Source organism: Klebsiella sp. KPN54798 (assembly GCF_021184225.1).
Taxonomy (GTDB): Bacteria; Pseudomonadota; Gammaproteobacteria; order Enterobacterales; family Enterobacteriaceae; genus Klebsiella; species Klebsiella pneumoniae.
Genome location: NZ_CP089234.1, coordinates 3,262,660 through 3,281,457, shown reverse-complemented (window position 1 = coordinate 3,281,457; position 18,798 = coordinate 3,262,660). Strand labels below are relative to the sequence as shown.

Annotated in this window: 26 protein-coding genes and 1 pseudogene; 23 read left to right on the top strand and 4 right to left on the bottom strand. The window is 49.4% G+C overall.

All coding sequences use genetic code 11. The annotated features are described in order from the left end of the window. Nucleotides 1–290: 290 nt before the first annotated feature. Nucleotides 291–1,652 (bottom strand): YncE family protein, encoded by a 1,362-nt coding sequence (locus tag LPQ25_RS15920; protein ID WP_048333319.1) that lies wholly within the window; start codon nucleotides 1,650–1,652, stop codon nucleotides 291–293. A 654-nt stretch (nucleotides 1,653–2,306) separates the two neighbouring features. Between LPQ25_RS15920 and LPQ25_RS15915 the strand changes: the two genes are divergently transcribed. From LPQ25_RS15915 to LPQ25_RS15890, 5 genes are all read left to right on the top strand, one after another. Continuing rightward, on the top strand, nucleotides 2,307–2,540 hold the full coding sequence (locus LPQ25_RS15915; RefSeq protein WP_012542186.1) for a DinI family protein: 234 nt from the start codon (nucleotides 2,307–2,309) through the stop codon (nucleotides 2,538–2,540). A gap of 11 nt (nucleotides 2,541–2,551) precedes the next feature. After that, a complete protein-coding gene (locus LPQ25_RS15910; RefSeq protein ID WP_077260856.1) occupies nucleotides 2,552–2,842 on the top strand; it encodes a hypothetical protein in 291 nt (96 codons plus the stop codon). A 40-nt stretch (nucleotides 2,843–2,882) separates the two neighbouring features. Then, entirely contained in the window at nucleotides 2,883–3,275 is a 393-nt protein-coding gene (locus LPQ25_RS15905; protein WP_051017642.1) for a LexA family protein, read from the top strand. 199 nt (nucleotides 3,276–3,474) lie between these two features. Continuing rightward, complete coding sequence (locus tag LPQ25_RS15895) at nucleotides 3,475–4,506, top strand: DUF968 domain-containing protein (protein ID WP_014907821.1); 1,032 nt, start codon at nucleotides 3,475–3,477, stop codon at nucleotides 4,504–4,506. A gap of 12 nt (nucleotides 4,507–4,518) precedes the next feature. Beyond that, on the top strand, nucleotides 4,519–4,863 hold the full coding sequence (locus LPQ25_RS15890) for an antiterminator Q family protein (protein ID WP_014228895.1): 345 nt from the start codon (nucleotides 4,519–4,521) through the stop codon (nucleotides 4,861–4,863). Nucleotides 4,864–4,891: 28 nt separating this feature from the next. Here LPQ25_RS15890 and LPQ25_RS15885 read toward each other — a convergent pair whose 3' ends face one another. Beyond that, a complete protein-coding gene (locus tag LPQ25_RS15885; RefSeq protein ID WP_234599473.1) occupies nucleotides 4,892–5,761 on the bottom strand; it encodes a Kiwa anti-phage protein KwaB-like domain-containing protein in 870 nt (289 codons plus the stop codon). A 4-nt stretch (nucleotides 5,762–5,765) separates the two neighbouring features. Next, a complete protein-coding gene (locus LPQ25_RS15880) occupies nucleotides 5,766–6,284 on the bottom strand; it encodes a hypothetical protein (RefSeq protein ID WP_048333320.1) in 519 nt (172 codons plus the stop codon). A 933-nt stretch (nucleotides 6,285–7,217) separates the two neighbouring features. On the opposite strand from LPQ25_RS15880, the gene LPQ25_RS15875 reads away from it, so the two are divergent. The 4 genes from LPQ25_RS15875 (at nucleotide 7,218) to LPQ25_RS15860 (ending at nucleotide 9,663) form a co-directional block, all read left to right on the top strand. Further along, nucleotides 7,218–7,433 carry a class II holin family protein gene (locus tag LPQ25_RS15875; protein ID WP_021462597.1) on the top strand — a complete coding sequence of 72 codons (216 nt, stop codon included), beginning with the start codon at nucleotides 7,218–7,220 and terminating at the stop codon, nucleotides 7,431–7,433. Further along, nucleotides 7,433–7,930, top strand: coding sequence for a lysozyme (locus LPQ25_RS15870; RefSeq protein WP_023159886.1), 498 nt, complete (start codon nucleotides 7,433–7,435; stop codon nucleotides 7,928–7,930). The genes LPQ25_RS15875 and LPQ25_RS15870 overlap by 1 nt, the downstream gene beginning before the upstream one ends. Continuing rightward, nucleotides 7,927–8,277, top strand: coding sequence for a hypothetical protein (locus LPQ25_RS15865; protein ID WP_041168977.1), 351 nt, complete (start codon nucleotides 7,927–7,929; stop codon nucleotides 8,275–8,277). Before LPQ25_RS15870 ends, LPQ25_RS15865 begins: the two co-directional genes overlap by 4 nt. A 948-nt stretch (nucleotides 8,278–9,225) precedes the next feature. Further along, nucleotides 9,226–9,663, top strand: a complete 438-nt coding sequence (locus tag LPQ25_RS15860) for a hypothetical protein (RefSeq protein ID WP_065888617.1) — start codon at nucleotides 9,226–9,228, stop codon at nucleotides 9,661–9,663. Between the two features lie 38 nt (nucleotides 9,664–9,701). On the opposite strand, the gene LPQ25_RS15855 is transcribed toward LPQ25_RS15860, so the two are convergent. Next, nucleotides 9,702–9,926: a hypothetical protein gene (locus tag LPQ25_RS15855; protein ID WP_032749552.1), complete on the bottom strand. Its 225-nt coding sequence runs from the start codon at nucleotides 9,924–9,926 to the stop codon at nucleotides 9,702–9,704. Between the two features lie 178 nt (nucleotides 9,927–10,104). Here LPQ25_RS15855 and LPQ25_RS15850 point away from each other — a divergent pair, with 178 nt between their 5' ends. The 14 genes and pseudogenes from LPQ25_RS15850 to LPQ25_RS15785 all read left to right on the top strand — a co-directional run bounded on the left by LPQ25_RS15850 (nucleotide 10,105) and on the right by LPQ25_RS15785 (nucleotide 18,793). Continuing rightward, complete coding sequence (locus LPQ25_RS15850) at nucleotides 10,105–10,269, top strand: hypothetical protein (protein ID WP_162838183.1); 165 nt, start codon at nucleotides 10,105–10,107, stop codon at nucleotides 10,267–10,269. Further along, nucleotides 10,253–10,615, top strand: a complete 363-nt coding sequence (locus LPQ25_RS15845) for an HNH endonuclease (protein ID WP_041168976.1) — start codon at nucleotides 10,253–10,255, stop codon at nucleotides 10,613–10,615. Before LPQ25_RS15850 ends, LPQ25_RS15845 begins: the two co-directional genes overlap by 17 nt. Next, the gene (locus LPQ25_RS15840; protein WP_014907819.1) at nucleotides 10,567–10,890 is read left to right on the top strand and encodes a hypothetical protein; all 324 of its coding nucleotides are present in this window, start codon (nucleotides 10,567–10,569) and stop codon (nucleotides 10,888–10,890) included. The genes LPQ25_RS15845 and LPQ25_RS15840 overlap by 49 nt, the downstream gene beginning before the upstream one ends. Then, a complete protein-coding gene (locus LPQ25_RS15835; protein ID WP_014907818.1) occupies nucleotides 10,887–11,318 on the top strand; it encodes a hypothetical protein in 432 nt (143 codons plus the stop codon). Before LPQ25_RS15840 ends, LPQ25_RS15835 begins: the two co-directional genes overlap by 4 nt. Nucleotides 11,319–11,564: 246 nt before the next feature. Then, a pseudogene (locus tag LPQ25_RS15830) lies at nucleotides 11,565–11,997 on the top strand (phage terminase small subunit P27 family). Continuing rightward, entirely contained in the window at nucleotides 11,997–13,718 is a 1,722-nt protein-coding gene (locus LPQ25_RS15825; protein ID WP_012542167.1) for a terminase large subunit, read from the top strand. Before LPQ25_RS15830 ends, LPQ25_RS15825 begins: the two are co-directional and overlap by 1 nt. Continuing rightward, nucleotides 13,712–13,891 carry a hypothetical protein gene (locus tag LPQ25_RS15820; RefSeq protein ID WP_032418045.1) on the top strand — a complete coding sequence of 60 codons (180 nt, stop codon included), beginning with the start codon at nucleotides 13,712–13,714 and terminating at the stop codon, nucleotides 13,889–13,891. Before LPQ25_RS15825 ends, LPQ25_RS15820 begins: the two co-directional genes overlap by 7 nt. Further along, the gene (locus LPQ25_RS15815) at nucleotides 13,891–15,150 is read left to right on the top strand and encodes a phage portal protein (protein ID WP_012542166.1); all 1,260 of its coding nucleotides are present in this window, start codon (nucleotides 13,891–13,893) and stop codon (nucleotides 15,148–15,150) included. Before LPQ25_RS15820 ends, LPQ25_RS15815 begins: the two co-directional genes overlap by 1 nt. 36 nt (nucleotides 15,151–15,186) lie before the next feature. Beyond that, nucleotides 15,187–16,107, top strand: coding sequence for a S49 family peptidase (locus LPQ25_RS15810; protein ID WP_014907815.1), 921 nt, complete (start codon nucleotides 15,187–15,189; stop codon nucleotides 16,105–16,107). 77 nt (nucleotides 16,108–16,184) lie between these two features. Continuing rightward, entirely contained in the window at nucleotides 16,185–17,471 is a 1,287-nt protein-coding gene (locus LPQ25_RS15805) for a phage major capsid protein (RefSeq protein WP_014228907.1), read from the top strand. A 58-nt stretch (nucleotides 17,472–17,529) separates the two neighbouring features. Beyond that, nucleotides 17,530–17,790 (top strand): hypothetical protein, encoded by a 261-nt coding sequence (locus LPQ25_RS15800; protein ID WP_014907814.1) that lies wholly within the window; start codon nucleotides 17,530–17,532, stop codon nucleotides 17,788–17,790. Continuing rightward, nucleotides 17,771–18,088: a head-tail connector protein gene (locus tag LPQ25_RS15795; protein ID WP_041168975.1), complete on the top strand. Its 318-nt coding sequence runs from the start codon at nucleotides 17,771–17,773 to the stop codon at nucleotides 18,086–18,088. Before LPQ25_RS15800 ends, LPQ25_RS15795 begins: the two co-directional genes overlap by 20 nt. After that, a complete protein-coding gene (locus LPQ25_RS15790) occupies nucleotides 18,085–18,423 on the top strand; it encodes a phage head completion protein (protein WP_014228910.1) in 339 nt (112 codons plus the stop codon). The genes LPQ25_RS15795 and LPQ25_RS15790 overlap by 4 nt, the downstream gene beginning before the upstream one ends. Continuing rightward, nucleotides 18,404–18,793, top strand: a complete 390-nt coding sequence (locus LPQ25_RS15785; RefSeq protein ID WP_014907812.1) for a hypothetical protein — start codon at nucleotides 18,404–18,406, stop codon at nucleotides 18,791–18,793. Before LPQ25_RS15790 ends, LPQ25_RS15785 begins: the two co-directional genes overlap by 20 nt. Nucleotides 18,794–18,798 lie beyond the last annotated feature (5 nt).

Sequence of the window (18,798 nt, the reverse complement as noted above, 5' to 3'; positions counted from 1 at the left end):
GGGAACTGGTCATCCTGACCTGCTCTCCATTGATTATCAGAGGCCGATGCTCGTCCTGCATCCGGGTAATCATGACATATTCTCGCTTCCGCTTCTCGCTCAAAGCAGCCTCTTAGAGACTTGCGTGCGGAAAGATTCGGGTTGCATTTAGGGATCGCAATGGACATCAATCAGCATCGAAGATGAATACGTGAATACTGGGCAGGTATGCCGGATACCCCCTCCCGCTCCACGGGCGGAAGGGGGTAAATAATAATGTCAGGCCGGTCTGCCCGCGAATAAAGAAGTCGCTATTTTTTTTGGGTGATTTTCGTCACTGAACCTGTTTGAGTTTTGTCCCCGACAGCGCCATACATCGAGACCACATAAACGGCGCCATCAGGCGCGGCAGTCAGGTGGTTTGGTGTTTCATCCATCGGAATATTAGCGACCAGTTTACCGTCCTTGTTCAGAACAGCAACGGTTCCACCTGCACGCGTGGCGGCGAAAACCTGAGACGTCACTGGATCCCAGACGACAGATACGCCTCCGGCACCAATATAAGTATCTGCGAGAACCTTACCGTCCGCATCAAGAACCACGACATTGTTCGTTTCCTGGGAAGCAACGTAAAGACGGCCAGTCGCCGGATCGCGAGTGATGTCTGTTGCCCCCTGCGCCTCAGGCACTTTCACCGTCGTGCTCTTACCCGTTTTGAGATCAATCCAACCTACCCATGGCGTATCACGGCTGACGCCGAAAAGTTTCCCTCCTGCACTGTCAAGGGCAAGATCGGTATTGTTAAACATGTTTTTGCCATGTTCCACTACGAACTCAAGTTGACCGATGTGTTCAAGTGATTTTGTGTCATATACCTCGATAAATCCGGTCAGCGCTGCACTGACATAGGCACGATTGTGGGCTTCATCAATAATCACATCGCGTGGATGTACAACAGACCCTTCGGGAAAGACTTTCACCACAGAAAGGGTCTTTGCGTCATAGACGGTCACCGTCTCGGCAAGCGTGTTCGTCGTCCATACATGGTTATGGGCATTATCAACACCGACTCCGAATACTCCAATCTGCTCTCCCTTTTTGTCTTTAGGCAGCGTCGCCTCCGCTTCGACAGCCAGCGTTCCTGCGTTCAGTCTCATCAGCCGGCTACCATCCTTCGGGCCGCGTGCAGAAGTCACGAAGAGCTTCCCATCGGCCGACACTGCCGACTGGTAAGCCCGCTCACCGACGGGAATTGTTTGCAGCCTGAAAGCCTCAGTGTTTTTCGGGGGAACAACCTTGGACAATTTCAACATAACCTGCGAAACGCTCGCGGGATTTTGCGTGATAACAGTGAGTGGATGAAGGCCTGTAGCAGCGTCGGCCGGAACATTTAGTGGAATAGTGAGATTTCCCTTCTCATCGGCAGCCAATGGCTTCGGCGTAAGGACTTCAGCACCATTCAGCATGGTGACAGTCGCACCTGTTGGCAGGTTCTTAATCGTGATCACCGTGTGATCTCCGGGCTTAACAGGAACTTCCCGAGATCCGGCACGAATACTACCTGGAAAGGTCGTGGTGGCTGCTGCCCATTGACTATCGGCGTATGCCGTTACGACGGTTGATATTGTAATAGTGGAGGCCAACAGCACTGAACGGACTGAAATTGTTCTCATCTTATCTCCATAAACTGTATTGATGCTGCATCTCAATGCAGCCACAGATTATTCCTCACGTACTGAGTATTACCTTCTGCTATGAGAAATATGTCTTGTTATGAGCATACTCAATATATCACGTTGATGTAAATGATTATCATTACTATTTTAGTGGTATATGAATGCCAGGAGTTTGATGTTCAGCGAGCTGAGTTTAGGGGGATCGCATTGTGCCAAGTGCGGACGCTCAGGAATATAGTTTCAGCCACTTTAAAAGCGAGGTAAGCGACTCGACAGGTCCAGCATGACTACCAGGTGAGCGGGTTTCATCCCATGGCATTGCATCATCAGTGCAGAAGTCTCCTGCACATTCCATTTCAAGACGTTCGTCAATTAAACCAACATTACAGAAGCATGTGACCGGGTGTTGCCACTTGTGTACTGACCATCTTAATAAATTCGAGTGTACGCCAGAGGTAGCAACGTTTCTTATCAACGGTGTTGATCACCACAAAAATGACTGTATCCCTGTGATAGCGGATTTCGTCCTTTGTGGAGAAAAGATCAATCTAAACATGAGCATGGGTTAGCGAAAAGTGGCATTAAACGCTTGAACATTTCACCTAACAAGTATACTGTTTATTTATACAGTATTTGCATGAGGAGCTAGTTATGAAAGTGGAAATCACAATTGATCGCCAAAAAAAATTGCCGGATGGCGCTGTGCCTGCTCTGGAGAAGGAGCTACTGCGGCGATTGGATCAAAACTTTAATAACTGCAGTCTTGTGATTCGTCGGGCCAGCTCCGATGGGTTGACCGTGCTTGGTGGAATGGACGGAGATAAAAAACGTGTAGAGGAAATCCTGCAGGACACCTGGGAAAGTGCTGATGACTGGTTCTGTTAAGTTGAGGTCCAGTGGCTTACCTGGTTTATTTTGAGGATTTTGCTGTGGGTAAAAAACAAGAAATGCCGAACACCGGCTATGCAATTATCAGATGCGACGATGGTGTGATCGTTGCCCGTCTGACATCCTTTCCTGTATGTGAGCGCGCTTTGATGTACCGGCGCGGCGATACTGTTTCGTTTATGCCTCTGCAGCCGGATGAGATCGTGGGGACTCTCTCTCTCTTTTCACAGATGATTGAAAAGGCTAGGTCTGGAGTTGGTTACCAGGTTCCGCCTGGTTCTGTTACAATCCCGTCATAGGCCTGAACAACCTATACCTGCTGCGTCGCGGAGAGAAACCATGACGCAAACCCCCGAAGTATCAAAATCCCATCAGACTGGTGCTCCTTCAGCGAGCGCCGGTTTGCTTTCGTCTTCAAAACTAACTTTTCGACAGCAGGAAGTTTTCGATCTGCTGGTGGCCTACATCAATCAGCATGGCTACCCACCTACGCTATCTGAGCTGGCCGATATGCTCGGCGTTAGCTCGTCTAATGCTGTCCTGTTGCATCTGCGTGCGTTAGAGAGAAAAAATTTCATAAAACTCTCTCGCCGTGTCTCCAGAGGAATTTCCATCGTCGGGCGAAAGGAGCCTATGCTCGCCGTGCAGCTGCTGCAGGAAATGATCGCTGAAGAACCCGGGGCGCGTGAAAGAGCGATTGAGTTTTTGCGACTGTTCGGTGATCAGCCATGAAGAAAAGTTGGTTTTTACACGAGCAGCTTTCAGAGGCTGAGGCTACAGAGCTGGTGGAGCGATACCGTAAAAAGAACTGTGTGGTTGAGAAGAGCTTATCCAGAGACTTTGCATCGTGGGAGATCCGCGTGTTGTTGCCGGAATCGAAGAAGCCGCCACGGATTGACAGGACCTACATACAGAAGATGTGGAGGGACTGATGCGAGCTTTGCTTAATGTGGATATTGCACGCCATCTTGGAATTGTGCTGCTTAAGCCGGGTAGTGAATTAATGCCGTTATTCGGTGCCGGCCGAGTTCTTGTTGAAATGCCGCCGGCAAGCATGAAAAAGATACCCAGTGGACGTCTTCCTGATGCCCGGCAGCCGTTGCGGGATGATATGGGGATCAGACCTTTTTTCATGAAGAAGGCAGTTATCACTGCAGCTGGTGGGGTTAGTGCCCTCGAGTCATGGTTGCGTAGGCAGGTTAAAAACTGTCAGTGGACACATTCCGATTACCATCACCATGAGCTCGTCCCGTTTCGCCATGCGACGGGTGTAATAATCGCATGCTGGCACTGTGATAATGAGCTGAAAAACCAAACGGAACAAACCCTCGATCAACTGGTAGGTGTTAACAACGCTGACTGGGTAATCGACACTGCCCGCATCGCGCTTGGTCTGGACGCTCAGCGCTCATTGTCACTGGCGGAGCTATGCTGGTGGGCGGTAGGCGCCGGTATTGGCGATGAAATTACAGAAGAAATGGCGCGCCGATCCCTGCGTATTAAAGACGATGGCATTAAATCGGTTTACAGGGAGAGTGAGATTATTCCGTCGGTACCGGCCACCAGTATTCTTTCTCCCCGTCTCGAAAAAACAATCAAGCCAACGGCAATAATAACGCCGGGCAAGCCTCTGGTTCCTGTGAACGTCGCTCCTGTTGCTCCGGCGACACTATTCGCGAGACCTAAGCGGAGCCGATGGTTATCAGCTGACTTTATCTCATGGGTTAAAAAACAGCCGTGTATGTGCTGCGGGCAGCCTGCAGATGATGCACACCATCTTATTGGCTGGGGGCAGGGCGGCGTAGGCACCAAGGCCCACGATGTTTTTACGATCCCATTATGCCGCAAGCACCACCGTGCTTTGCACCATGACCCTGCCGCTTTTGAGCGTGAATACGGCACCCAGCCGGTATTGATTATTAAATTGCTGGACCGGGCATACGCGCTCGGCGTTCTTTCCTGAGGAGCTTTAAAAATGAGAGATATGTACGAAATATTGGACCGTTGGGGAGCTTGGGCGGCTTCTGACAATAGTGGTGTTGACTGGCAACCCATTGCTGCTGGGTTTAAAGGTTTGCTACCTCATGGAAAGAAAACACGCCAGCAATGCGATGATGATGAAGGTATCATGATTGACGGTTGTGTAGCGCGATTGCGGAAATATAAGCCAGAAGAGTATGAGTTAATTATTGCTCATTTTATTATCGGAATCTCCTTACGTAGCATCGCTAAGAAACGTAAATGCTCTGATGGTACCATCAGGAAAGAATTGCATAAGGCCATGGGGTTCATTGATGGTATCATTTCTATGATACTATAGTTTAAATGGCCGCATCGGCGGCCATTTTTTATGCTTTACGTTTTGAATTTGATCGAAACCTTTGCTTAGTTATTTCAGAGTTGAAATAGTCTTCATCCAAGAAGTTAAGTAACTCTTTTATTTCTTTTTTATTTGTTGGTATTTCTATTTTCTCGGAGCTTCCTGAGCCGGTCGTTTTTATAGGGAAGTTCAAAGTTAGCGCTGCGTTTTTTATTTCGGTTACAGTATGATTTACCAATATTTTAGATTTGTTTATTAATGTGACTTTTTTTCTTATGACGTTATCTGCAAGGGCTGGAAGATCAAACCCCACTGGTATATTAAAAACTGGTTGGTTTACAAAGTCAGAAATCTCTTGCTTTGTTGCTTCAGCAAAATAAGAACTCATGTCAAATATGCTTCTCAGGTTGTTGAAGTTCCTGAACTTTATTTTATCTCCTTCAAGGATTGCAACTAATTTATCGTCTAGATTGAAACCCAAAAGATCTGACATCGTAAATGAATTTTTACTGAGCCATAAGTATCTTGACTCGTTAAGTATCTGTTTTTTTGAAAAGGTTTGGATTGCTATTTTGTCTTTCACTTGAGGATACGCAGGAGCCATAAAAAAAGCTGTTATATCATTAAGCCCAACATTTTTTGTCCACAAAGGCATTGCGGTGCTACGCTGAACTGCATCAAGAAGTATTTTTCCTTCATCAAAGTTATCTATATAACTACATTCATTATAGCTAGGGGTATATCCGGCTTCGAAAACAAGTTCCGTATTGTGATGACTTTCAAAAAGAGATAATTGGTCATCAAATATTTTTTTGATTTTGATGTCTGTTTGTCTGTCGGTATCAATACGATACACTTTCACAGCAGAGTTTTTATTCATCATTGCAAAAAGGCTCATATTATTACCTTGTTACATGCATAAATGTGTAGTCTGTAAGTTGAATAACTTCAAAATCTCTGTTTTTTAAATTTGTAATAACTTCTTTGGATATCAACACAAATCCAACGCCAGTATCGTCTTCTGCTTCATAAAATTTAAATCCTAAAGCGGAGATAAGAGGGTTGAAATTATAGTTCTCAGAGAAACATATATAAACGATAAGAGATATATAGAAAAATACTGCATATTGCCATTTATCGGCGATTGAATCTGTCCCTAATAAAGGGAATAGATAACTCAAGAAATAATTGGTAACCTCTTTATTTGCAGGAGATATGGTCTCAACATTCTTATAAAGAGAAGGGAGGTTTTTATTTGCATAGTGTAGGAAAAAAATAACTGATATAAAACTAGCAAGACAGATCCCTAACGACCACCAAATAAGCCATGGCTTGTTTTTCATATATCCTATAAATATCAGCGTGATACCTACAGGAGCTATCGAACTTGCTGTTAAAAGAAACCTTGCAATTTTGTTCATTGAACACTCCCATGATACTGTTTTTTTGTACAGTATAAATCATGTGGATGTCTAATACATCATCCTTGTGAAAAAACACTATACACAAATGAGTAACGCGTACGCAAAAACTATCGTAATCTGTTAAGAGTGGTCACTTAGACACACAGCTTAAACATCAAACCTCGCCAAATGGCGGGGTTTTTGCTTTTCAGGCCTAGGCTAGAACCTACTGATTAGGCTGATTAGCTGGAGCCTGAGACCTATCCCTTATCTTTCCGCGTCCTTACTTACCTGGAAGTAGATACAATGAAAACGTTCAACAACTGGTTTGAGATACTGAGTTGAAGAGTTAGTAGTATGGAGACCCCCCTCTGTGCACCTTGCTGGGTTCTACTGTTAAGGCTTGGCGTTTATCAAACACAGGCAGTTATACATCTGACATTGACGCTTCGAATGTTTGGATCATAAATTATTGATGTGGTGAATCCCCCTATGCGGAGGGGCGACCAGTCAGTTACAGAAACCTGTAAATGCAGCGCGGGTCATGCCGACTGGGGCATGCTCACCGGGAGGCACCCGGCACCACACTGCCACTAAACATATTTAAGATTTATGGCAGGTTTACTTTTGCGGTTGCCCTTCTATGTTTATAGAACGTAACGGCAAAAGTGAATGCTTCCTGGTAAATCGGTAGCTCGGACTATTAGGAGTGCCTTCGTTTCGTTACTACCTAGAATGCCTACTTTCTGCCCGCCTTCAGGCGGGCTTTTTTACGCCATCAATAGTGCGCTTCAGAAAGAAAAGGTAAACATCATTTGAAGGCTGCGCTTTGCGTGGCCTTTCTTATTTCAGGCTCACGGGAATCATCATCGATACGGCTCGTTGTTAAATCAGCCCGATGGGCCTGACCCCCTACACGCACAAAGCACCCCGTTAACCCGGAGGTGGAGTATGTATCGAATGGACAAGCTAACAACAGGTATTGCCTACGGAACTTCCGCAGGTAACGCGGGGTTCTGGATGTTGCAATTGCTCGACAAAGTATCCCCATCCCAGTGGGCCGCTATCGGTGTTCTGGGAAGTCTGGTATTCGGCTTGCTGACATACCTGACGAATCTGTTTTTCAAAATTAAAGAAGACCGGCGAAAAGCTGCTCGAGGTGAATAATGTCTCCGACACTACGTAAAAGCGTTCTTGCGGCGGTCGGCGGCGGGGCCTTGGCGATTGCCTCTGCACTCATCACTGGCCCGACGGGTAATGATGGGCTTGAGGGAGTGCGATACGACCCTTATCAGGATGTGGTAGGTGTCTGGACGGTTTGTTACGGCCACACAGGGAAAGATATCATGCTCGGCAAAACCTATACCGAGGCAGAGTGTCGGGCCCTACTAAATAAAGACCTGAACACCGTCGCCTGGCAGATCAACCCTTACATCAAAAAACCGATCCCAGAAACAATGCGTGGGGCTCTGTACTCATTCGCCTATAACGTCGGAGCCAGGAACTTCCAGAACTCTACTCTGCTTCACAAAATCAACCAGGGGGACCAGAAAGGTGCGTGTGATCAGCTGCGCCGCTGGACCTATGCCAAAGGTAAGCAGTGGAAAGGACTTATTACCCGGAGGGAAATTGAGCGTGAAGTGTGTTTATGGGAGCAAAGATGAGTCGCTTAACCGCCGTTATCATCGCAATAGCAATCCTGCTAATGTCCTGTGCCATTTCATGGCGTATGGGATGGAGTTCCCACGCTGATCACATCAATGCTCAGGCTGCGAAGAAGAGAGAGAAGGCCGAGAATGCCATTAAGCCTGTAGAGGAAAAGGCCGCTACTGCTAACGAAGCGGGTAAGGTCATCTACAAAACAATAACCCGCGACGTGGTGAAATATGTTCAGTCTCCGAATCGTACTGTGTGTAGGTTTGATGCTGCTGCTGTGCAGTTGCGTCAGCGCGCCATCGATGCTGCCAACTCCATCCCCGGATTTGATGAGCCCGCCGTGCAAAGCAAGTGACGCAGGAAATGACAGCGATGAAGATTTACAGTCTGATATAGAAACCGCTCAGTGCCTGCGCCAGCTCCGTTTGGATAAGTATCGCTGGCAGGCGTACTATCGGGCGGTGAGTAAGTAACAGGCATAGCACATGAAATAAGTGGCCTTAAGTGAACAAAAAATCTGAAAACAAGACATTCAAGCTTTCAGCATCGAAATGTTTGTATCTAATTCAGGGGGTGTCATGCACTATAGGATCTCAAACCACTCTTAACTAAGTAGCCACTCATGACAGTAAACTTACTACCACAACTACCATGCGGTTATCGTTACGGCATTGAGCGCTCGATCCGGCCCCAGACTGGTGCGGAATTTTTTCCGCCACAAGGGTGTGTTATCAAATCTGTTAACTTTGGGGATGGTGTGGTTATTTGTGTGCCCATCCAATGGTACATTAAACAATTAGATTTATGGGTCACTGTCTAAGGAACCATCGAATAATATGTTAGTTACCAGCCTCGTTAGGGCGAACTGATAATTGCTCTCAAAAGACCAGCATAGAAGCCTGTTGCTCTGGTTGAATGTTCCGGCAAGTTGAAAATGATTGGATCAATGAGCTCTTTCGATATTTAAATGCTATCGATAACTTAAATGAAGCTATCATCACGTTATCACTGCCAGCCAACACCGAAACGGCAGTGGTCAGTTAAAAAGCAGAAAAGCCTCTCTTGGGTGGCTCCTGAGAGATTTTAGTTTTCTAACTGGTACTAACCAAAGGTCGCATATCTATGCGGCCTTTTTTTTAGCCGGTTTCATGACTTGAGGACATCCTGGACGAGAATATGTGACAAAACCAATCAGGGGAAACAGGAATGCCCTGTGAGCGGATTTACGAATCGGTGCGAAAGTCTATCCCCTCTAAGGGATAAAAAACGATATCCCTTTTAAGAGATAATGAGGAGAAGCAACTTGAAAACGTTGAAAGTCACTATTACAAACCTTCAACAGATTAATGATGGCATTGTCTGTGGGGTCAAAGTCAGATTTAAAGTCATTCAGTCTGGTTGCGTGCTGGTCGAGAAGGTTATATCAGGCAAGGCTACCGCTCCGTTTACCTTATCTTATGATGTCAATGCGAATGATGAATCTCTGGTGGTGGAACATGATCGCCCAGACCTGCAGGAGCTTGTAGTCTCAGCGGCAATTTCCTCTGCAGAGTGTTATAAACCGGATAATACCCTGACCTCTGTCAGTGCTTGGAGCATTCAAACGCAGGGTAAGATATACGCTTCAGGTATGCAGCCAAACATTGATGAGGTATTCAAACGGTTAGATGCTGCTGAGGCACTACTACACTTTATGGACTGTAAGATTGCGGAACTACAATTAAGATATCGAAATAAATAATAGATCGGCAGACAGCCTGTAACCGTCTGCCATAGCTATTAAGGTCGGTTATGGATATGTTGGATTTGCTTTAGCATCTCCAAGTTTTTCTGGTTGTATTCATCATCAATCTGCGAAAGTTGATGTATTACGACACCCTTCATATCCTGATCAAGGCAAACAAACATAGTTGCCAGAAGACCTTTGAGAGCTCTTATTTCTTTTGCTGCAGACTCCAGAGTTGAGCAATCCACCTCGATGTTATATTTAATTTCTTCTTCCATTTTAAAGTTCCTTAAGCAGAGCTAATCAGCCATTCCTCTGCAAGTACAATATTTAACTGTGTCCCACCACAGATAGGCTGAGCCGCAACCTTACACTCTGAGCTTTCACAGTAACACCCTGATATTTAACCAGTAGCCTCGCATCTGCGGGGCTTTTTTATTCGCAAAAGGTAACGCGATGAAGAACTTAAAAATTGCATACGTAGACGAGAAGCTGGTGGCGATTGAGTGTGACGGATTGTCATGCTCATCGCTGCCCGTTTCAGAGTTTCCCATCGACAGTGCCGCTTTAACTCTTCTCCCTCAACTCATGCTCGAGGATGTTTATGCCGCCACGAGCTAAACGACCATGCCGGCACAGAGGATGCACGGCTGTGACCAATGATGTCGGAGGATACTGTGAGATGCATAGGCAGCAACACGCTGGTGATGGCTGGCGTAACTATCAGCCCGGAAAAACTCGGCAGGAACGTGGTTATGGTCGAACGTGGGAAATTAAACGGGCCCGTATCATGAAGAGGGATAAATACCTTTGTCAGAACTGCAGGCGAGACGGTATTGCCACGAAAGCCTCAAGTGTCGACCACATCATTCCTAAAGCTCATGGCGGTACCGATGATGACTTTAATCTGGAGTCATTGTGCTGGACCTGCCACAGCAAGAAAACAGCAACAGAGAGAACCCGATGAAGAGTTTCAAAATTGAATACGTTGATGGTGTTTTGACCGTTCTGGAGACGGATGGTCAGTCACGAATGAATGAAGCCGTACATGGCATCCATTTTGAGCATGTCCAGGGCGGCCGCCCACTGCTGAAACTGACGATTGCACATGATATTGCTCCGGCCCCTGTTTCATCACCTGTACTGGATCAGGAGCCTTTAGAGGGGGAGTTGGTGCAGGAACAACAGACAATGGTTTCCGGTGGTCGCCGTTCACGTCATCGTCGTGGAGGTAAGCAATGATGTATCAACGCACGGATCTGACGCTTTCCATGTTCTATGCATCCAGCGCTGATGCAGACGGGAACAAAGTGGCTACGTTGACGATGCAGGTCATCGCTGCAGAGGCTGGGGCCGTCCAGACCAGCCAGCTGCGATGTATCACCGATAGCGCGAAGAAAAAAACGTATAGCGTAGGTGAACAATCTGTCAGTAATGGTTCCGATCCGTTGCTGGTCGCGATTGAGAATTACTGGCGTCAGAGTACGGATGTCGTCGTTAAAGGATTGATCGCCGAGGTGACCGACTTCATCGCAGGGAACATCAACTCAGTCAGCACCTGGATCGGTCAGTTTGGCATGAAGGTGTTCGAGAACCAGCCATTAGATGAACGGCTACCAGAAAGCGTACTGCAGGCCGATGGAGGCTCCGCTACCGAGACAGGATCCTGATCGCCGGTATAACAACTGGTGTTCATTGAACGTCTGAGATACGCCGGCCCACGCAATGCGAACCGTATTCGCCGCCGGCGCAGCCGGAATGACGACCTCCACCTCGACAGAGGCAGCTGCAGCCAGGGGAGGGGGAGCAAATCCCTGACCCCTTTCGCTCTTCGGGACTGCCCGTTGAAGTCTATTTTTACACGCCAGAAATAAGAAACTTTTTTCCGGAAGGTTTCATCTATCAAAGGAACGTTTATGGCCGGAGGAATTCGATCGTCCGGTGGTGGCCGAAAACCCACTTTACCCACCGGGCAAAAAAGCAAATTAACACGTATTGCGCCTCCCGCTGAGTTAATGGGGGAGGCGGCAATAAGAATGTGGAAGACGCAAAGCAAAATACTCATCGACCGAGGGTGTTTGAGCTGGAGGACGCACCTTTGTTGCTGGCTTACTGCAATGCTTTTCATCTGATGCTCGAAGCCGAAAAAATGCTGGCCAGCGGACTGACCTCAGAAAGTGAAATGGGGGCTTGAAAAAACACCCTGCAGTTAATGTCCGGAATGACTCGGTTTCCCAGCTTGCCCGCCTCGGCTCTCTGTTGGGGTTAGATCCGCTCAGTCGTCTTCGCATGACCAGCGGACAAAAGGATCCGGACGATGACGGGAATGAATTCGATGAGTTTGACTGATGGCTACCTATCCGAACGTCAATGCGGCGAACCAGTATGCGCGGGATATCGTTGGCGGGAAGATTCTGGCGTGTCAGTTAACGGTACTTGCCTGTCAGCGACATCTGGACGACCTCGAACGAGCAAAGGATCCCCACTGGCCCTACCGCTTCGATAAAAACAAAGCAGAACGATTTCTTCGTTTTGCCCAGAAAATGCCTCATACCTCAGGGGAATGGGCCCGGCGTAAACTCCGGATTGAATTTGAAGCCTGGCAGAAGTTCGCTCTTGGCGTACCGTTTGGATGGGTACACAAGAAGACAGGCCTGCGTCGTTTCTCTGAAATCTATATCGAGGTGCCCAGGAAGAACGGGAAATCCGCTATTGCCGCTGCTGTAGGAAATTATATGTTTTGTGCAGATGGCGAGCATGGTGCAGAAGTCTATTGCGGCGCCACGACTGAAAAACAGGCATGGAAGGTATTTTCTCCGGCGCTGCAAATGGTGAAAAAGCTGCCGGCATTGCGGCAAAAATTCTCGATAAAACCTTGGGCAAAAAAAATGACGCGCCCTGACGGTTCGGTTTTTGCGCCTGTGATCGGTGACCCGGGGGATGGTGATTCGCCATCATGCGCCATCATTGATGAATATCACGAACATACTACTGATGCGCTTTACACTACCATGACCACCGGTATGGGGGCTCGTGAACAACCGATGACACTGATCATCACCACCGCCGGCTATGACATTACATCCCCTTGCTATGAAAAGCGTACTCAGGTTGTCGAGATCCTGCGGAGAACCCGTAATGGCGAGGAAAATGAAACCATATTTGGGCTGATTTATGGCCTTGATGACGATGATGACTGGACGACTCCTGAGGCATTAATCAAGGCAAACCCCAACTATGGCATTTCGGTAAAAGCAGATTTTCTCCGGGCTAAACAATTATTGGGTATGTCGACGCCCGGGCAGACAAACAAGATTCTGACCAAGCATTTCAATCGCTGGGTAAGCGCAAAATCAGCTTATTACGACCTGAGAAAATGGATGGATGCAGCCGATAAAAACCTTAAGTTGTCAGATTTTGAAGGGGAAGAATGCTGGCTGGGTATAGATCTGGCCTCGAAAGTTGACCTCAATGCCGTGGTTCCAGTTTTTCGTCGTGAAATAGACGGAATAACACATTTTTACTGTGTTTCTCCTCTGTTCTGGGCACCAGAAGAAACCATTTACTCGCAGGAGACCGCGCTGAAAAGTACCGCAGAACGTTATCAGTCCTTTGTCCGGCAGGGTAAGTTGATCCCGACCGATGGTGGCGAAGTTGATTACAGGCTGATATTTGAAACGATCCTGAAGCTGCGGAATACCGTAAAAATTGCCCAATGCCCCATTGATCCTTATGGCGCGACTTCATTACGTCACATGCTTGAGGAAGAGGGGCTTGAGCCTGTCGAGATAAGACAAAATTTTACCCATATGAGTGATCCTATGAGAGAGATTGAGGCTGCGCTCATCTCGGGGAGATTCCATCATGACGGACACCCTGTCATGAACTGGTGTATTTCCAATATCGTCGGCCAGTACCTTCCCGGAAGTGACGATATTGTGCGTCCCGGGAAAGAAGGGCGGCAGAACAAGATAGATGGTGCGGTTGGTTTAATGATGGGGCTGGGGCGCGCCATGCTCAACAGTTCAGTGATGACATCCGTATACGATGAGGAAGATATAGCATGCTAATTTCAGTTCTGAGTTTTATTGTCGGCCTCACTGGTGCTGGATTGTTATCCGCAGGTGCCTGGCTTATTTCTCCATCAGTGGGATTGATAACAGGAGGGATTATTTGTCTGGGCTGGTCATATATGACAACCCGGGCCTTTTCCTCCGGCATCAGCAATGGCGGAGGTAAATAATGTTCCTACCCCAGATGTTCAGGGGCCGACAATACTCGGGTAATAGCTTCTGGGAAGCCATGCTGGGCGGGGTTCGTTCAAGCCAGAGCAAAACTGGCATCATAATCACGCCGGAAACCGCTCTTGGACTTTCAGCGGTCCGGGCCTGTGTCACCCTCCTGGCGGAGTCAGTCGCGCAGCTGCCGTGCGAACTCTACCGGCGGGATAAAAATGGCGGGCGCCAGCGTGCGACGGACCACCCGGTTTATGACCTGATTCACTCCCAGCCCAACAGGAAAGACACCTCATTCGAGTATTTCGAGCAGCAGCAGGGGTTGCTGGGGCTTGAGGGAAATTGCTACTCGATCATCGAACGGGACGGAAAAGGCTACCCGAAAGAGCTGATCCCCATTAACCCGAAAAAGGTCATTGTGCTGAAAGGGCCGGACGGTATGCCGTATTACGAACTCCCGGAAGTCGGCGAAATTCTGCCGATGCGCATGATGCACCATGTGAAGGTCTTTTCTCTGGATGGCTATATCGGCAGTTCCCCAATTCAGACGAACGCCGATGTTCTGGGGCTGAATCTGGCGGTTGAGGAGCATGCGGCCGCGACATTCCGGCGCGGGACAACGATGAGCGGGGTGATAGAGCGTCCGAAAGAGGCTGCGACCATTAAAAGCCAGGATGCTATTGATCGCCTGCTGGCGAAATGGACCGAGCGCCATTCCGGTATTCACAATATGTTCTCTGTGGCATTGCTGCAGGAGGGCATGAGCTACAAACAACTGTCGCAGGATAACGAAAAGGCGCAGCTGCTACAGTCGCGGCAGTGGGGCGTGGAAGAGGTCTGCCGGCTCTATAAAATCCCGCCACATATGGTGCAGATGCTGGCGAAAGCAACCAACAACAACATCGAGCACCAGGGCCTGCAGTTCGTGATGTATACGCTGCTGGCCTGGCTGAAACGCCATGAGGGTGCGCTGCAGCGCGATCTGCTTCTGCCCAGCGAACGCCGCGATTTGTACATCGAGTTCAATGTTTCCGGGCTGCTGCGAGGCGATCAGAAATCACGCTATGAATCTTATGCGCTGGGCCGCCAGTGGGGATGGCTATCCACTAACGATATCCGGCGTATGGAGAATCTGCCGCCAATTGCCGGCGGGGATAAATACCTGACGCCGCTCAATATGGTCGACAGCGCGAAGATCCTTCCTGGCGATAAATCGCCGACAGCAAAACAGCTGGCCGAAATCGAAACCCTTCTGGCCAGAGCCTGATTATTTCCCGCCGCGCGGGATGACCTGGAAGACAACATGACAACGAAATTAATTAACCTGCCGCACCTGGCAGATATGGTCTTTGGCGTGCCGCATTACGTGACGCGGCAAACAATGGACTCCGTGAAAGCGGTGCTCATCCCCCGTATTCAGGGAATCACCGAAGATGCCGTCATTCAGATGGCGCTGAATCCGGGTAAATCACCTGCAGCTGAGCAGGTTCAGCCCACCGGCGGGGTGGCAGTGATCCCCGTTCACGGCATTCTTGTTCCACGCCGGGGGCAGATTACGGCGATGTGCTCCGAGCTGACCAGCTATGAGCGGATCCGCGGGCAGCTGCAGGCGGCATTAAACGACCCCTCAATCAGCGAAATCGTTCTGGATATTAACTCCGGCGGCGGCGCAGCGGTGGGGTGCAAGGAGCTGGCCGATTACATTTATCAGTCTCGCGACACGAAACCCATCACGGCGATTGTGAACTACAGCGCGTATTCCGCCGCGTATTTCATCGCATCGGCCTGCAGCAAAATCATCGTCAGCCAGACCAGTGGCGTGGGGTCGATTGGTGTGATCATGGAGCACCTCGATACGTCGAAGATGGAAGAAAAAATGGGGCTGACGTTCACCACCATTTACCGGGGAGATAACAAAAATAACGGCACCCAACATGAACCACTGAGTGAAGAGTCGCTGGGTATGTTCCAGGGCATGATCGACGAAATGTACGAGACGTTTACGGGGTCGGTGGCCGAATATCGCGGCCTGAATCAGCAGGCCGTCATTGATACGCAGGCGGGGCTGTATTTTGGCCCTGGCGCTGTGTCCGCCGGCCTGGCGGATGAAGTCTCTGACCCCCAGGCGGCGATCAATGCTATCGCGGCAAAGTATCAGCAACCCCGTCAAAAAACCTCCATTCAGATGCAGGCAGCCGCGATGGATCTGCAAACCAAAATGTAACCCGGCGCAAACATAAACCGCGTCACCTTAAGCAGCCAGCAGGCTGCTTTTTTTATGTCTAAAAAGAGAGAAATAAAATGCCACATATTGAAGAATTGCGTCGTCAGCGTGCGGGTATCAACGAACAGGTTCAGGCCCTGGCAACCATTGACGCCAGCGGCAGCACGCTGACTGCGGAGCAGCTGACGGAGTTTGCGAACCTGCAGCAGCAGTTCACTGATATCAGCGCCAAAATTGAACGCCTGGAAGCCGCCGAACGTGCTGCGGCGCTGGTCGCAAAACCCGTGAAAGCGACTCAGCAGGCCCCCGGCATTATTGTTAAGCAGGAGCCTAAACAGTACACCGGTGCTGGCATGACCCGACTGGTTATGTCTGTCGCCGCAGGCGCAGGGAATCTGCAGGACGCGGCAAAATTCGCTTCAGAAGAGCTGAATGACCAGTCCGTATCGATGGCCATTTCCACCGCAGCGGCGTCCGGTGGTGTGCTTATTCCGCAGAACCTCCACAGTGAGGTGATCGAGCTACTGAGCGACCGAACCATCGTCCGCAAGCTGGGCGCCCGTCCCGTTCCGCTGCCTAACGGTAATATGACGCTACCACGCGTGGCCGGTGGAGCAACGGCAAGCTACACAGGAGAAAACAAAGACGCCAAGACATCAGAAACACGCTTTGATGATGTAAAACTTACGGCGAAAACTCTGATTGCGATGGTGCCTATTTCCAATGCACTGATTGGCCGCGCCGGATTCAACGTCGAGCAGCTGGTCCTGCAGGATATTCTGACCGCCATCTCAGTGCGTGAGGATAAAGCCTTTATGCGCGATGACGGTACCGGCGATACACCGATTGGTATGAAGGCGCGCGCGACGCAGTGGAACCGCCTGCTGCCGTGGGAAGCTGATGCAGCGATCAACCTGAACACAGTTGACGAGTACCTGGACAAGATCATTTTGATGGCGATGGACGGCAACAGCAATATGATCAGCAGCGGCTGGGGCATGTCGAACCGTACCTATATGAAGTTGTTTGGGCTGCGTGACGGCAACGGCAACAAAGTCTATCCGGAAATGGCTCAGGGATTACTTAAAGGATATCCGGTTCAGCGTACCAGCGCGATCCCTGCGAATCTGGGGACCGGGGGTAAGGAGACTGAGATTTACTTTGCTGACTTCAATGATGTGGTTATCGCTGAAGACGGCAATATGAAAGTCGACTTCTCGAAGGAAGCCTCTTACATCGATGCCGATGGCACCCTGGTATCTGCGTTTTCCCGTAACCAGTCGCTAATCCGCGTTGTTACTGAGCATGATATTGGCTTCCGTCATCCGGAAGGCCTGGTGCTGGGTACCGGCGTCCTGTTCTAACCCATCCCTCAGTAAATATGGCCCGCATATGCGGGCTTTTCCCTTTCAGGAGAATGTTATGGCTGCGAAAAATAAAGCAGTGGAGCCGGAAGAAACAGGCACACAGGACAACCATGCGACCGTGGTCGCACAGGCAGAGCGTAAATCCGTTGTGTTCCTTGGGCCGCACCACCGTTATTCCCGTGGAGATATCGCGTGCTTTGAAGGATCGCGCGCCGAAGAACTGGTTAAGCGGCGTATCGCGGTATGGCCGGAGGATGCCGAACGTGCGCTGAAACCGAAGCCGGGAGACAGCGATTTTGATACTGACATTGGATGATGTGAAAACCCAGCTACGCCTGGAACTGGACTTCACGGAGCATGATGCCATGCTCACGCAAATGGTGAACGCCGCGCAGCGGAGCATCGAGCGTGATTACTACTGCAAGCTGGTCACCAGTGATGAAGAGCTGCAGGCGCTCCCGGAGACCATCCGCGGATTTATCGCGGATGAAGATATCCGGCTGGCTATTCAGTTTCTGGTCAGCGATGCGTATCTGAATGGCCATACCGGACAGTGGCTGGAAACCACTGCGGTGAGGCATCTTCTTTTCCCCCTGCAGGAGCATACGCTATGAGCCTGAAACCGGGTGATATGAACTGTCGCATTGCAATTAGCTACGTTCAGTCCGGTCGTGGGCCGCTGGGCGAACCGCTACCGGAAAAGCAGGTTGAATCGGGAAAAGCGTGGGCAAAACGGGAGCTGGTATCGGGGCGAAAAGTCCGCACGCTGGATCAGCAGCAGGTGGTGGAAACCTGCCTGTTCACGGTCTATCCGGGCGTGCTGGTTGATATTGACTGGAAAATCACGACGAAAAATCTGGTTTATACCGTCCGGAATATCGACCGCAAAACAGACCGGATCATTATCACGGGGGAGGCTGACGGGCGGCATGATAGAGCTGGCGATTAAGGGTGCGCTGGAGCGCATCACTGGCATGAATGCGTATCCGCTTTTACTGCCGGACACGGTCCAGGAAGGTGCGACCTTTCAGCGTATCTCTGACCCGGAAATGGTCTCGGGAATGTTGCGAACGGGGATCGTATCTGCCCGTATCCAGGTGAATCTGTGCCGTCTCGATGATTACACCTCACTGCTGCAGCTGGATAAAAAAATCTGGACGGAACTGAAGTCCGTCGTTCATGGCCAACTGGAGGGTATCCCGGTTCAGTATGTGGAGCGAGGCGGTATCCATCAGGATAAAAACCAGCTGACGAATCGTCGCATTCAGTATCGCCTGACCCGCGATTTCATCATTCACTACGTGGAGGACTCCTCGTGATCCGA